General features: G+C 61.3%; 12 protein-coding genes. 7 read left to right on the plus strand and 5 right to left on the minus strand.

Translation table 11 applies throughout. The features are described 5' to 3' along the window. Positions 1-75: 75 nt before the first annotated feature. Positions 76-1929 carry a polyurethanase gene (locus EIY71_RS00840; protein WP_134019947.1) on the plus strand — a complete coding sequence of 618 codons (1854 nt, stop codon included), beginning with the start codon at positions 76-78 and terminating at the stop codon, positions 1927-1929. 231 nt (positions 1930-2160) lie between these two features. Then, complete coding sequence (locus EIY71_RS00845) at positions 2161-2535, plus strand: hypothetical protein (RefSeq protein ID WP_085745715.1); 375 nt, start codon at positions 2161-2163, stop codon at positions 2533-2535. Positions 2536-2594: 59 nt separating this feature from the next. On the opposite strand, the gene EIY71_RS00850 is transcribed toward EIY71_RS00845, so the two are convergent. Beyond that, entirely contained in the window at positions 2595-2819 is a 225-nt protein-coding gene (locus EIY71_RS00850) for a YgdI/YgdR family lipoprotein (RefSeq protein WP_007951417.1), read from the minus strand. Between the two features lie 196 nt (positions 2820-3015). Here EIY71_RS00850 and EIY71_RS00855 point away from each other — a divergent pair, with 196 nt between their 5' ends. From EIY71_RS00855 to EIY71_RS00875, 5 genes are all read left to right on the plus strand, one after another. Next, positions 3016-4668 carry a VRR-NUC domain-containing protein gene (locus tag EIY71_RS00855; RefSeq protein WP_085745714.1) on the plus strand — a complete coding sequence of 551 codons (1653 nt, stop codon included), beginning with the start codon at positions 3016-3018 and terminating at the stop codon, positions 4666-4668. Beyond that, positions 4665-6950: an ATP-dependent DNA helicase gene (locus EIY71_RS00860; RefSeq protein WP_102686182.1), complete on the plus strand. Its 2286-nt coding sequence runs from the start codon at positions 4665-4667 to the stop codon at positions 6948-6950. Before EIY71_RS00855 ends, EIY71_RS00860 begins: the two co-directional genes overlap by 4 nt. A gap of 176 nt (positions 6951-7126) precedes the next feature. Further along, positions 7127-8041, plus strand: a complete 915-nt coding sequence (locus EIY71_RS00865; protein WP_102716840.1) for a zeta toxin family protein — start codon at positions 7127-7129, stop codon at positions 8039-8041. 100 nt (positions 8042-8141) lie between these two features. After that, complete coding sequence (locus EIY71_RS00870) at positions 8142-10061, plus strand: PAS domain-containing sensor histidine kinase (protein WP_134019950.1); 1920 nt, start codon at positions 8142-8144, stop codon at positions 10059-10061. Positions 10062-10134: 73 nt separating this feature from the next. Next, positions 10135-10671, plus strand: coding sequence for a hypothetical protein (locus tag EIY71_RS00875; protein ID WP_102686181.1), 537 nt, complete (start codon positions 10135-10137; stop codon positions 10669-10671). 13 nt (positions 10672-10684) lie between these two features. Here the strand turns inward: EIY71_RS00875 and EIY71_RS00880 are convergent, their stop codons facing one another. From EIY71_RS00880 to EIY71_RS00895, 4 genes are all read right to left on the minus strand, one after another. Continuing rightward, positions 10685-12046, minus strand: coding sequence for a sodium:proton antiporter (locus EIY71_RS00880; RefSeq protein ID WP_102686180.1), 1362 nt, complete (start codon positions 12044-12046; stop codon positions 10685-10687). Between the two features lie 48 nt (positions 12047-12094). After that, positions 12095-12706 (minus strand): Yip1 family protein, encoded by a 612-nt coding sequence (locus tag EIY71_RS00885; protein ID WP_085610274.1) that lies wholly within the window; start codon positions 12704-12706, stop codon positions 12095-12097. A 90-nt stretch (positions 12707-12796) separates the two neighbouring features. Beyond that, entirely contained in the window at positions 12797-13654 is an 858-nt protein-coding gene (locus EIY71_RS00890; RefSeq protein ID WP_134019953.1) for a glucose 1-dehydrogenase, read from the minus strand. A gap of 95 nt (positions 13655-13749) precedes the next feature. Beyond that, positions 13750-14898 carry a MalY/PatB family protein gene (locus EIY71_RS00895; RefSeq protein WP_134019955.1) on the minus strand — a complete coding sequence of 383 codons (1149 nt, stop codon included), beginning with the start codon at positions 14896-14898 and terminating at the stop codon, positions 13750-13752. Positions 14899-15018 lie beyond the last annotated feature (120 nt).

Genomic DNA, 15018 nt, shown 5'->3' on the forward strand with positions numbered 1-15018 from the left:
CCGGGGCGCCTCGGGAGGGGCGTTCTGGTTGTGAGCTATCTCTGAACAATTCCAACAAAAAGAGAGGCAACAGCAATGGGTGTGTATGACTACAAGAACTTCGGTACGGCGGAATCCAAGGCGCTGTTCAGCGACGCCATGGCTATTACGCTGTATTCCTACCACAACCTCGATAACGGCTTTGCCGTCGGTTATCAGCACAACGGCTTCGGCCTCGGCTTGCCGGCCACGCTGGTGACCGCGCTGATCGGCGGCACGGATTCCCAAGGCGTGATCCCCGGCATTCCGTGGAACCCCGATTCGGAAAAAGCCGCACTCGACGCGGTGAAAAAAGCCGGCTGGACCCCGATCACCGCCTCGCAACTGGGTTACGAAGGCAAGACCGATGCGCGCGGCACCTTCTTCGGCGAAAAAGCCGGCTACACCAGCGCTCAGGTGGAAATCCTCGGCAAATACGACGCTCAGGGCCATCTGACGGAAATCGGCATCGCCTTTCGCGGCACCAGCGGCCCACGGGAAATCCTCATCGGCGATTCCATCGGTGACGTGATCAACGACTTGCTCGCTGCATTCGGGCCCAAGGATTACGCCAAGAACTATGTCGGCGAAGCCTTCGGCAACCTGATGAACGATGTGGTGGCGTTCGCCAAGGCCAACGGCCTGACCGGCAAGGACGTGCTGGTCAGCGGCCACAGCCTCGGCGGGCTGGCGGTCAACAGCATGGCGGACCTGAGCACCAGCAAATGGGGCGGGTTCTTCCAGGACTCCAACTACATCGCCTACGCCTCGCCGACCCAGAGCAGCAACGACAAGGTGCTCAACGTCGGCTACGAAAACGATCCGGTGTTCCGCGCGCTCGACGGCTCGACCTTCACCGGCGCCTCGCTCGGCGTGCACGACGCGCCCAAGGAGTCGGCGACCGACAACATCGTCAGCTTCAACGACCACTACGCTTCGGCGGCGTGGAACGTGCTGCCGTTCTCGATCGTCAACATTCCGACCTGGATCTCGCACCTGCCGACCGCTTATGGCGATGGCATGAACCGGGTGATCGAATCGAAGTTCTACGACCTGACCAGCAAGGACTCGACGATCATCGTCGCCAACCTGTCGGATCCGGCGCGGGCCAACACCTGGGTGCAGGACCTGAACCGCAACGCCGAAACCCACAAGGGCAGCACCTTCATCATCGGCAGCGACGCCAACGACCTGATCCAGGGCGGCAGCGGCAACGATTATCTGGAAGGCCGCGCCGGCAACGACACGTTCCGCGACGGCGGGGGCTACAACATCCTGCTCGGCGGCTCGGGCAACAACACCCTGGAGTTGCAGAAGTCGGTCAATACCTTCGACTTCGCCAACGACGGCGCCGGCAACCTGTACATCCGCGATGCCAACGGCGGGATCAGCATCACCCGCGACATCGGCAGCATCGTCACCAAGGAGCCGGGTTTCCTCTGGGGCCTGTTCAAGGACGACGTCACCCACAGCGTCACGGCGACCGGTCTGAAGGTCGGCAACAACGTCACCCAGTACGAATCAAGCGTGAAGGGCACCGGCGCCGCCGACACCCTCAAGGCCAAGGCCAGCGGTGACTGGCTGTTCGGCCTGGACGGCAACGACCATCTGATCGGCGGGACGGGCAACGACGTGTTCGTCGGCGGCGCCGGCAATGATCTGATGGAGTCGGGCGGCGGGGCGGATACCTTCCTGTTCAGCGGCGCGTTCGGCCAGGACCGCGTGGTGGGTTACACCGCCAACGACAAACTGGTGTTCCTCGGCGTGCAGGGCGTGTTGCCGGGCGACGACTTCCGCGCCCATGCCACGGCGGTGGGGCAGGATACGGTGCTGAAGTTCGGCGCGGATTCGGTAACGCTGGTCGGGGTTGCGTTGAACAGCCTGAGTGGCGACGGGATCGTGATCGCCTGATATCTGGGGCGCCTGCAACGGCGCCATCGCGAGCGGGCTCACTCCCACATTGACCGAGTACGGGCCTTTGTGGGAGCGAGCCTGCTCGCGATTGAACGATAACGCGGTATTGAAAGTGACTCACGAGCCATTCCCTGACTCCAATCCCTGCACCAACAGGAAATGCGGCCTAAAGCCATGACGGCAACGTTCGTCATGTAAGGGTCGCCAACGAGTACAGGAGATTCACACGTGAAAGGTTTCAAGAGGTTTATCGGTATCGCGGGACTGGCGCTGCTGTCGGCCAATGCCTGGGCCGATCTGCCTCACAGCTCGATTCTGAGCCGCTATGGCGTCACCACCGATCAACTGCCAAAACCTGCCGACAGTGATGACGTCAAACCCGTCGAAGAGAAAAGCCGCTTTCATATCCAGCCCGAACAACCGTTCGTGACCGTTCGCATCGGCGAAGACCATGAGCCGGAAATGACCGGCAACCTGAGCATCGACCGCATGGCGCAGCAGGAACGTCAGCGCTGCCAGCGCTTGCAGGAAGAAATGGTCCGGCGCGGCGAGCGCGCGTTGAACTGCGACGGTTCCCTCCCGGGCATGGCATTACCCCGCTGATCAATGCAAAAAAGGCTGCGCTCCACCAGGAACGCAGCCTTTTTTTGATGGGGGAACCGTCAGTCTTCCTTGCGCACCGTGGCCACTTCGTCGGCACGCACGCGGATCTTGGCGCCGGAAATATCCTTGAACTCGTAGAAACCGTCCTCGTTTTTGGTATCGGGCATGTCCTCGGTCAGGTACTGGGTGCCGTTCTGCAGGGTGACCACCGTCGGGGTCGAGCAACCGGCCAGCGTCAGCAGGGCCGCAACAGCCAACGGGATCCCGAGAGTCTTGATTTTCATAAGCAGCATTCCTGTTCATTTCGACCATTGTCGGCCTCTAACGCGGTTGGTGCCATTACGCCGGAGAAAGTTCGATGGCCACCTGAAAAAATTCCGCAATGAAGGTGCCACTGATCTTTTTCCGTTTGCGCCCGCCGGGGCAGGCTGGTATCTGTACGCATAACCAGTACTCGCTTGCCATGGCCCCGAAATCACCGTGACTGCCAATCCCCTCGAAGATCCGTTCTATTACCTCAACAACTTCCGCCAGGTGCTTGATTGGCTTGAGCTTCGTTACGCCGATGTCATGAGCGAAGCGGAGCACGGCTTCATCCGCGACTTCAAGGCACTGCCGCGCGGATCCCAGGGGTTGCTGGTGCGGATGGTGATGCGCAAGGGCGTGCATTTTCGCGCCGGCAAGCTGAATTATCCGGAAATCGGCGACATCGCCGAGGCGGCGCAACCACTGCTGGAGCAGGGCTGGCTCGATGAACAGGCGCCGCTGTCGATGGCGGATCTGTTCGAGGTGCTGCTCAAGGCCGAGATCCTGCAAGCCTTTGGCCCGGCCATCGATCAGCCCCGGGGCAAGAAAGTCGACTGGCTGCCGCTGCTGCACGAACAATTCCCCGAGCCCCGCATTTTCCGGCAATGGTGCCCAACGCTGGCGGATCGGCTGTTCAGCCTGACGCTGATGGACCTGTGCGACCGTTTTCGCCTGATGTTCTTCGGCAACCTCTATCAGGACTGGTCGGAGTTCGTGCTCGCCGACCTCGGCATCTTCACCTACGAAAAAGTTGAGTTCAGCGCCGATTCCCGGGGTTTGCGCAGCCGTGCCGACGTCGATGCCTGCCTGTTTCTGCACGACTGCCAGCTGTATTTCGAAGCCGGCGAGCCGCTGGAGCCGATCGTCGAACAGGTCGCGGCGCTGCATTTCGACAACCCGTGGCTGCAACGCCGGCGCGGCAAGCTGTTGTTCCAGATCGGCCAATACTGCGAGCGCCTCGGCGAATTCGCCCTGGCCCTGAAGATCTATCGCGACTGCGCCTATCCCGGCGCACGATTGCGGATGATCCGCGTGCTGGAGCGCAGCGCCGAGTATGCGTTGGCTCTGGAACTGGCGGTCATTGCCGAGCAGGCGCCGGAAACCGCCACCGAACAGCAGGGCTTGCAACGGATATTGCCGCGCCTGCGGCGCAAGCTCGGCGGACCGCCGATCAAACGCACGGCACCCGGCCTGGTGGAGCGGCTGGATCTGCACCTGCCGCGTCTCGATCCGGCGTTGTCGGTGGAGTATCACGTTCAGGCGCACCTGCATGAAGAAACGGGCCCGGTGCATTACGTGGAAAACAGCCTGATCAATTCATTGTTCGGCCTGCTGTGCTGGCCGGCGATCTTCGCGCCGCTGCCGGGCGCGTTCTTTCACCCGTTCCAGCGCGGGCCGGTGGATCTGCTCAACGAGGACTTCCAGTTCCGTCGCGCCGAGCTGTTTCAGGCCTGTCTGGCCGAACTCGACGATGGCCGCTATGCCGACACCATCCGCGCGCGGTTCGCCGCCAAATGGGGCGTGCAGTCGCCGTTCGTGTTCTGGGGTGCGCTCAATGAAGATTTGTTGGAACAGGCGCTGGCCTGTCTGCCGGCCGAACACCTCAAGCACTGGTTCAGCCGTCTGCTGCTGGACATCAAGGCCAATCGTGCCGGCATGCCCGACCTGATCCAGTTCTGGCCGCAGCACAAGACCTACCGGATGATCGAAGTCAAAGGCCCGGGCGATCGCTTGCAGGACAACCAATTGCGCTGGCTGGAGTTCTGCAACACGCACCGGATGCCGGTCGCCGTGTGTTACGTGCAATGGGCGGAGCAGGGCGCTTGAGCTACAGCATCGCGGTGCGGGCGTTATGCGAATTCACCGCGAAAACCGGTGACCTCGACCTGCGCTTCACCCCGTCACCGACCGCGCTGGAGGGGATTGCCGGGCATCGCACCGTGGCGTCCCGGCGCAACGACGCCTACCAGAGCGAAGTGGCGCTGGAGGGCGCATTCGGGCCATTGAAGGTCAAGGGCCGGGCGGACGGCTACGACCCGACGCAGAACTGCCTGGAAGAAGTCAAAACCTACCGCGGCGATTTGAGCAAGCAACCGGCCAATCACCGTTCGCTGCATTGGGCCCAGGCGAAAATCTACGGCTGGTTGATGTGCTGTCGATTGCAACTTGAGCAGATCAATCTGGCGCTGGTGTACTTCGACATCGTCACGGAAAAGGAAACCTGTCTGGTCGAAGCGTTCAGCGCCGATGCGCTGCGGCAGTTCTTCGAACAACAATGCGGTCTGTTCCTGGCGTGGGCCGAACAGGAAATGGCCCACCGCGACGCGCGCAACCGGGCGGCGCAGCAGCTGGGTTTCCCCCATGCCGCGTTTCGCCCCGGCCAGCGTCACCTCGCCGAATCGGTGTTCAAGGCCGTCAGCACCGGCCGCTGCCTGATGGCCCAGGCCCCGACCGGGATCGGCAAGACCCTCGGCACCCTGTTTCCGATGCTCAAGGCGTTGGCGCCGCAGCAACTGGACAAGGTGTACTTCCTCACCGCCAAGACACCCGGCCGCAAACTGGCGCTGGACGCGGCGCAAGTGCTGTTCGATCACAGCGAAACCTTGCCGCTGCGGGTGTTGGAAATGGTCGCCCGGGACAAGGCCTGCGAACACCCGGACAAGGCTTGCCACGGCGAATCCTGCCCGTTGGCCCAGGGCTTTTACGACCGCTTGCCCGCTGCCCGCGAAGCCGCCAGCCAACTACGTCTGCTGGATCAGGCCGCGCTGCGAGACGTCGCGGCGCAGCACGCGGTGTGCCCGTATTATCTGAGCCAGGAAATGGCCCGCTGGGCCGACGTGGTGGTGGCGGACTACAACTATTACTTCGATTTCAGCGCGCTGCTGTTCGGTCTGGCCCAGTTCAATCAATGGAACGTTGCGGTGCTGGTGGACGAGTCGCATAACCTGGTCGAGCGCGGGCGGCAGATGTACAGCTCCACTCTCGATCAGGCGACGCTGGGCAGCGTGCGCAAAACCGCCCCCGAGGCCTTGAAAAAATCGTTGCAGCGGGTCAACCGCGAATGGAACGCCCTGCACAATGACCAGTTGGCGCCGTATCAGGCCTACGACAGGGCGCCGGAAAAACTGTTGCAGGCGCTCTCATCCTGCACGGCGAGCATCGGCGACTACCTCAACGATCACCCGCAAGGGCTCGACAGCGCCTTGCAGAATTTCTATTTCGAAATGCTGCAATTCGGCCGGGTAGCAGAATTGTTCGACGCGCATTACCTGTTCGACATCAGCAAGCGCGACCTCGAGCGCAAACGCCCGCTATCGCAACTGTGTCTGCGCAACGTGGTGCCGGCGGCGTTCATCGGCCCGCGCCTGACGGCGGCGCGCAGCAGCGTGCTGTTTTCCGCAACCCTCAGCCCGCGCCACTATTACGCGGATTTGCTTGGCACCCCTGTCGACACGGTCTGGATCGATGTCGAGTCACCGTTCAGCGCCGAACAATTGCAGGTGCAGATCGTCAGCCGGATTTCCACGCGTTTCACGCACCGGCAAGCGTCGCTGGAACCGATTGTCGAGCTGATCGCCCGCCAGTTCAGCGAACGCCCGGGCAACTATCTGGCGTTCTTCAGCAGTTTCGATTACCTGCAACAGGTCGCGCAGCTGCTGGCCGAGCGGCACCCGCACATCACCCGCTGGCAGCAATCCCGGGGCATGACCGAAGGCGCGCGGCAGGACTTTCTCGATCAATTCACCGCCCACAGCCAGGGCGTCGGTTTTGCCGTGCTCGGCGGCGCGTTCGGTGAAGGCATCGATCTGCCCGGCGCACGGCTGATCGGTGCATTCATCGCCACCCTCGGGCTGGCCCAGCTCAACCCGGTCAATGAACAGATGAAGCGGCGCATGGCCGCGATCTTCGGCGCCGGTTACGACTACACCTACCTGTTCCCCGGCGTGCAGAAAGTGGTGCAGGCCGCCGGACGGGTGATCCGCACCCAGCAGGATCGCGGCGTGGTGATGCTGATCGATGACCGCTTTGCCGAAAGCCGGATCCGCCAATTGCTGCCGCGCTGGTGGTCGCTGGAGGGGAGTGAATGCGCAGGAAACCTGTCGGGTTGACGTACGTTTCCGGGAATTTGAACAGGGTGATTTCCATCGTTAACTGTAGGATTAATTCCCATACAAAACAGTGACATACGTTGTAAATATCTTGTCTTTGATGAAGTCCGAAAACCGGTCTTTAGTCAAAGGACCGGCCACCGGTATCCCTCAAGACGAGATAAGGAAATCACTGCATGTCTGTCGCCGCTGCCTACCACTACACCTACACGCCAGAGCAGGTCACTGCCGCTTTCGACACCCTCAGCCCAACGCTGTTTTCCGCAGTAACAGCCGAGACCACACCCCGGATGCTGGTCACTGCCGGCGTGCAAAGTTCGGGCAAAACCTACCTGCTGGAAAAAAGCCTGCTGCCTTCCGGTCGCTATCAAAACCATGTTCGCCTCTACCTTCCCCAGTATCGGGAGAGGCATCCGCAATATGAGGAAATGATCAAAATCGGCGTATTGCATGCCTACGAACACACAGAGACGTTCGTCCGCGATCTGTGCCAGAAGATTTTCGAAAGAGCCTTCAGGGAAAAACTCAACATCATTCTGGAGTGTGCATTCGACACCATCGAATTTGCCGCCTTGCCTGAGTACGCCGCCAATGCCGGCTATCAGCTGGAAGTGCACGTGGTCGCCTGCAACTACCCCTTTGCCTTTATTTCCGGGGTTCGACGCGGGCTCAAAAGCCTCGAAAAGGGCGAGCTTGAGCGTTTCGTGAAACCGTCGGCGCTGAAATCCAGCCTGGGTAATGCTCATGCGGTGCTGTACACACTGGAGGCGGTGGCCAGAAAAATCAGCGGCTCGCAGATTTTCCTGTACGAGCGCGGGCTGGGTGCCTTGCAGGATCGGATCCTGCGCGCGCACAGCACATACACCCTGGACACCCAGCACAAGCTTTCCATTACCTCGACATCCACGCCTTACAGTTACGAGGCCTATGAGCGCATTTTCAGCAAATCGGTCAATGGCGAAAACGAGCGTAATGAAATGGTCAGGGAGTGCCACCTGGCCTTGTCCAAGGCAACGCAATACGCGACGCAGGTACCGGATTTCCTCTTCAATGCGCTTTACGCAAGGATCATCAGATATGTCCAGCGATGAGCTGCTGCCCCTTGCCTGGCCCGGTATGCTTTTGCGGCTTTCCAAACCGCCGGTTTGACGCATACTCCAGTCATTGAAAACCTGCTTTGAGCCAAGCCTGATGAGCGAGAACAAGAAGTCCGCTGCAATCGAAGACATGCGCTTTCGTTTGCTGATCGATGCGGTCGTCGATTATGCGATCTACATGATCGACCCCGAGGGGATCATTACCAGCTGGAACTCCGGCGCAAAGCGCTTCAAGGGATATGAAGAGGCGGAGATCCTCGGCGAACACTTTTCCCGGTTCTACACCGATGAAGACCGTGCTAACGGTTTGCCGCAGCGGGCGCTGGACACGGCGATCCGCGAGGGCCGGTTCGAGGGTGAAGGCTGGCGGGTACGCAAGGACGGCACGCACTTCTGGTGCCACGTGGTGATCGATCCGATTTTCAGCCCGGGCGGGCAACTGCTCGGGTTTGCCAAGATCACCCGCGACCTGACCGACCGCAAAATGGCCGAAGAAACCCTCAAGCAGAGCGAACAGCAGTTTCGCCTGCTGGTGCAGGGCGTCACCGACTATGCGATCTACATGCTCAGCCCCGAAGGCCGGGTGACCAACTGGAATCCCGGCGCGCAGCGGATCAAGGGTTACAAGCCGGATGAGGTCATCGGCAAGCATTTCTCGATGTTCTACACCCCGGAAGACCGTGACGCCGGTGAACCCCAGCGCGCCCTGGAAACTGCGGTGCGCGAGGGCCGTTTCGAGAACAAGAGCTGGCGCCTGCGCAAGGACGGCACGCGGTTTCTGGCCCATGTGGTGGTCGATGCGATTCGCGGCGACACCGGCACTTTGCTCGGTTTTGCCAAGATTACCCGCGACGTCACCGAGGCTACCCAGGCGCAACAGGCCCTGGAAAAAACCCGTGAAGCGCTGTTCCAGGCGCAGAAAGTGCAGGCTATCGGCCAACTCAGCGGCGGTATCGCCCACGACTTCAACAATCTGCTGACGGTGATCCTCGGCAACCTGGAAATCGTGCGCAAACGCCTGGGCGATGACCCGAAAGTCAGCCGTCTGCTGGAGAACGCCACCCAGGGCGCCTTGCGCGGCGTGTCGCTGACCCAGCGCATGCTGGCTTTTGCCCGGCGTCAGGAGCTCAAGACCGAACCGATCGAAATCCCGAAACTGGTGCAGGGCATCACCGGGCTGTTGCGCAGTTCACTGGGGCCGGGGATCCGCATCGAAACGCAGTTTCCCGAAGACCTGCAAGCGGTGCTGGCCGACAGCAACCAACTCGAACTGGCGGTGCTCAATCTGGCGACCAATGCCCGTGATGCCATGCCCGAAGGAGGCAACGTCACGATCAGTGCCGAGCCCGAAGTGGTGCTCGAACAGAACGACACAAGCCTGGCAGCTGGGCGCTACGTGTGCCTGAGGGTCACCGATACCGGTGAAGGCATGGACGCCGCCACCCTGGCGTCGGCGAGCGATCCGTTTTTCACCACCAAGGGCTTGGGCAAGGGCACCGGTCTGGGATTGTCGATGGTCCAGGGTTTCATCGAACAACTGGGTGGCCGCTTCATTCTGAAAAGTACAAAGGGGCAGGGCACCACCGCTGAACTGTGGTTGCCGGTAGCCATCGACGGTGTTGTCGCCAAACCGCTTGGCCCGATGGTGTCCACCGATACAGTGCCGCGCCTCAGCGTGCTGGTGGTGGACGACGACAGTCTGGTGCGCACCAGCACGGTCCTGCTGCTGGAAGACCTCGGCCATCGGGTGATCAGCGCAACTTCCGGTGCCCAGGCGCTGGAGCTGTTCGATCAGGGCGAGGTCATCGATCTGATGATCACCGACATGGCCATGCCACAGATGAGCGGCGCGCAACTGGCTCATGCGGTGCGCCTGCTCAAACCGGACCTGCCGATCATCCTCGCCACCGGTTATGCCGAGCGCCTCGAAGGTTTTGCAGCGGGCTTGCCGCGACTGTCGAAACCGTTCAATCAGCTGAATCTGGTGGAGATCATTGCCCAGTCGATAAAGTGAACCGGAGGCACAATCGGGCTGAACTTGTCCGAGACGTGGCGCCTCCAAACGCTTTGTTTCGGAGCGTTCCATCGTGCCACGCATATTGACCCAACCGACCGCCGAAGAGACCCTCAACGAACATAACGCCAAAATGTTCGGTTCACCCAAGGAACGGCTGGATTTCTACCGACGGGAAATCCAGTACGAAACCAGCATCCTGGCCAACCGCACCGATGCCTACCTGGCCGCGCAATCGTTTCTGGTGATTGCCTTCGCGTCCTGCATGGCCAACCTCAACCCCGAGTGGGGCAAGTTGTTCACCCTGGTGGTGCCACCGTTCCTGGCCTTGCTCGGCCTGCTCAGTTCGCTCAATGCCTGGCCGGGGATTCGTGCCGCCTACGACATCATCGATCATTGGCATTTCAAGCAGAGTGAATTGCTGCGCAGCGAACCCCTGATGGGTCTGGCTTATGACGAATCGCCGCTGTTCAGCGAAATGGAGTCGAGCCACAAGGGGTATCGCAAGTCACTGCTGTTTTCCATTCGTACGCCGTGGATCTTTGCCACATTCTGGATGTTGCTCGGCACTTATGCCTTCTACATTCAGGTGACCAACCCGGGAGGCTGAAACACCACCGCGTTCAACGGCCATCTCGTTTAGGATTGACCGGTTTTTTACGCCGCTCGTAGCGGGCAAGAATCGGCTGGGTGCTGATGCCGTGCAGCAGAATGCTCAGCGCCACCACCGACAGGGTCAGGTCGGTACACAGCGTGCCCACGCTGTCGCCCAGCCCATGGTTCAGCGCATAGAAGAGGTAGAACAGACTGCCGATGCCACGAATGCCGAACCAGCCGATCAATAACCGTTGGCGCCCAGCCAATAACGATCCCCACGGCATCAAAGCCACGCAGGCAGGGCGAATGAAACAGAACAGCACGCCGCCGACCAGCAGCGCCCGCCAGTCCCAGTGACTGACCAGCACCACGCCCAGCAGGGTAACCAGAAACACTTCCATCGCCCGCTCGACCAGACCGCCGAAGGCGAGCATGTCGCCCATCATGATGCCGGCGGCCACCTGGCTGTCTTCCAGCCGCTCGGTATCGCCGTGCACCGCCTGCTGCGGCTCGACATTCTGATGACCGACAACCGGTTGCACCATGTGTTCGGCGGGTGGTTGATGGGCGCCGGTGGATTTGACTTCCTCCTGTCGCAAGCCGAGGCCGGCGGCGAATACCGACAGAAAACCGTAGCCACCGATGGATTCAGCCACCACGTAGGCCAGCGCAATCAACGCCAGGGCCAGATAGTCATTCGGGCTCAGAGTGCTGTCATCGTTGCGGATGCGCAGCGAGAGGGTCAGACGACCGATGCCACGGCCCATCCAGTAGCCACAAAGCAACCCGGCCGGAACCGCCCACACAAGGCTGCGCAGTACCCAGTCGGGCCACTCGGCGGCAAACCCTTCACCGTTCAGCAGCAACAGCCCGAGGATCACGAAGGGGAATGCAACGCCGTCGTTGAGCCCGGCCTCGCCGGACAGGCCGAAGCGCACGCTGTCGACGTCCCGCGCATCGTTGACCTGTACCAGCGCTGCGAGCACCGGGTCGGTCGGAGCCAGAATCGCGCCGATCAACAGCGAAGGGCCCCAATTCAGATCCAGGCCAAAATGCAGCAACAGACAGACGCCGATGATCGTCAGCACCATCACCGGACCCGCCAGACCGAATGCAATCCGCCAACGTCTGTCGCGCAATGGCAAACGCAACTTCAAACCGCAGACGAACAGGGAAAACAGCACCGCGACTTCAGTCAGGTGCTCCATCCACAAAGAGGCTTCGTCCAGCGGCAGTTTCAGCAGATCGAGCCCTGCCGGCCCGATGCCCACACCCAGCAGCAGGCAAACAGCCGAGGTCGTCACCGGCATCCAGCGCAGGTACGACGATGTCAGCGCCAGGGTCAGCAGCACGGCACCGAGCACCGCCACCCAGATGATGAAGCTCATGACGCGCGGCCCGTAAGGTCAGTTCGATGCCGCCCCGACATAACCGGCCTAACCCGCAGTCGTGCGCAGGTATTCCGGCGTCAGCACGTTAAACCACAGCAGAATCATCGACACCAACAACGTCACCAGCACCAGCAGCGCGACACCCCAGACGCTGGCCGAATACAGCAAACCCTGTTCCTTGCGCTCGTGCATGAAAGTCGGCAGGCCAACGAACAGCAGAAACGTCGAATAGATCGACGCCGCGCCAAGTACCAGCACCGCCAGCCAGCGGCTGGGATACAGGCCGGCGAGCCCGGCGATGAAAAACGGGGTGACGGTGTATGCCGCGAAACCGATGCACTGGTTGAGCGTCGGCCGCGCATCGAAGGTGCGCGACATCCAGCGAATGAATCCGCCAATGATCGCCACGCCGACCACGATGGTGATATAGAGCAGGACACTCAGCTGCAACGCGCTGGCACTGCTGAGCCTGACGGTTTCACCCACCGCCAGGCTCCAGCCGACATAGGTGGTGCCGATGAACAGACACACCGCCGGGACGAGGGCGAGCAACAGCAGGTGAGCAAGGTAATGACGCGGGTGGGCCTCTTCTTCGCGGCGGATGTCAGTCCAGGCAAAGTTCGGCTGGGTGAAGAGTTTGATAATGGGCGCAGACATGACGACCTCCTGATCTCTTGCAACCCGAACGGGCCATGAAGGTATGGAGAGGTCGCCTTGTCCAGCGGTTCACTTTTTCTGGCAAGTGGTTCAGAGCATCGGTTTGCCGCCGCTCACGCCATAGCGCTGGCCCGTGATGTAGCTGGCTTCATCAGACGCCAGCAGCACATAGATCGGCGCGACCTCCACCGGCTGGCCGGGGCGGCCGAGTGGCGTTTGCCCGCCAAAGTTCTGCACTTCCTCATCCGGCATGGTCGAGACGATCAGCGGCGTCCAGATCGGCCCCGGTGCCACGCAATTCACGCGGATTTCCCTCGGGCCGAGCATTTGCGCCAGACCACCGGTGAAATTGGCGATGGCGCCTTTGGTGGTGGCGTAGGCGAGCAGGGTGGGCTTGGGCATGTCCGAGTTGATCGAACTGGTGTTGATGATGGAGGAGCCAGGTCCCATGTGTTTGATGGCAGCCTGGCACAGACGGAAGATCGCGGTGATGTTGACGTCGAAGGTCATCACCCATTCGTCGTCGGGAATCTCCTCGAAGGTTTCGTGGGTCATCTGGAAAGCCGCGTTGTTGACCAGCACGTCGATGCGGCCGAAGCGCTCGACGGTTTGATCCACCAACGCCTGGCACTGGGCTTTCTGCGCAATGTCACCGGGCAGCAACAGGCACTGGCGACCGGCCTGTTCGACCCAGCGCGCGGTTTCCTTGGCATCTTCATGTTCATTCAAATAGGCGACCGCCACATCGGCACCTTCGCGGGCGAAGGCAATGGCCACCGCACGGCCGATGCCACTGTCGGCACCGGTGATCAGGGCGATCTTGCCGGCCAACCGGCCGGAGCCGGTGTAGCTTTGCTCGCCGCAATCGGGGTAGGGCTCCATCTTGCGCTGGGAGCCGGGAACCGGCTGCGCCTGTTTCGGGAACGGGGGTTTTGGATAGTCGGTCATCGTCAATCTCCGGGTCTCAGGACAGGTAGGCCGGTTGACCCGGCCCGTCTGCGGTGAGTTCGATCGGATTGACGCTCGGGTTTGCCCTGACTTGATTACCGGGACTCGAGGGCTCGCTCCATCCGCGCAATGCCTTCTTCGAGCATCGAACGCGGGCAACCGAAGTTCAGGCGCACGAACTGCTGGCTTTGATCGCCAAAATCCAGACCCGGGCTGAGGCCGACCCGTGCGTGTTCCAGGAAGAATTTCTGCGGGTCGTCCAGATCCAGCGCCGAGCAATCGAGCCAGGCCAGATACGTGCCTTGCGGCACATTGAGGGTCACGCCGGGCAAACGGCTGCGCACGGCGTCCACCAGCCAGTCACGGTTGGCTTGCAGATACTGCTTCAGCGCCTCTAGCCACGGACCGGCTTCGCTGTAGGCCACGCGGGTGGCTTCCATGCCCAGCGGGTTGACGCTGTCGACCATGCCGCAACGGGCGTGGTTGACGCGTTCACGCAGGGCGGCGTCCTGGATGATCATGAACGAAGTCTTGAGACCGGCGATGTTGTAGGCCTTGCTCGCCGACATCAAAGTGATGGTGCGGCGGGATATTTCCGGGCTCAGGGACGCAGTCGGAATGTGGACGCGACCGTCGTAGCACAGCTCGGCGTGGATCTCGTCGGAGATGATCCAGGCGTCCTGCGCCACGCAGATGTCCGCTACCGCTTGCAGTTCTTCACGGCCGAAGACTTTGCCGATCGGGTTGTGAGGGTTGCTCAGCAGCAGGGCGCCGCCACCGGTCAGGGATTCACGCAGTGCGTCCAGCGGGGTGGCGTAGCTGCCGTCGGCCTGGGCGTTGAATTCCAGCTCGACCTTGTTCAGGCCCCAATGGCCAGGTGCATGGCGCAGCGGCGGGTAATTCGGAGTTTGCACCACGACGTTCTGCTGCGGTTGCACCAGCGCCTTGAGCGCCATGTTGAAACCCGACTCCACGCCCGGCAGGAAGATCAGCTCTTGCGGTTGGACCCGCCAGGCGAACTTGTTCCAGAGGTCGGCGACGACGGCCTCGCGCAGATTGTCCTGGGCCACGCTGTAGCCCACCAATGGGTGCAGCAGGCGTTGTTGCAGCGCCTCGATGACCACCGGCGGCGCGGCGAAATCCATGTCAGCGACCCACATCGGCAACACGTCGGCCGGATAGCGGCTCCACTTGGTGCTGCCGGTGTCGTGGCGGTCGAATACCTGATCAAAATCGAAAGTCATGCGCGGTCTCTGAGGCGGAGATGGGTCGTGCCGGCGATGATAAACCCCCATCCCCTGTGGGCGCGAACTTGTGACCGATGAATGGCCGACGGTCGGTTTTCACACAAGCGGCGGGAGCTT

Source organism: Pseudomonas sp. CH235 (genome assembly GCF_004368175.1).
Lineage (GTDB): Bacteria > Pseudomonadota > Gammaproteobacteria > Pseudomonadales > Pseudomonadaceae > Aquipseudomonas > Aquipseudomonas paraglycinae.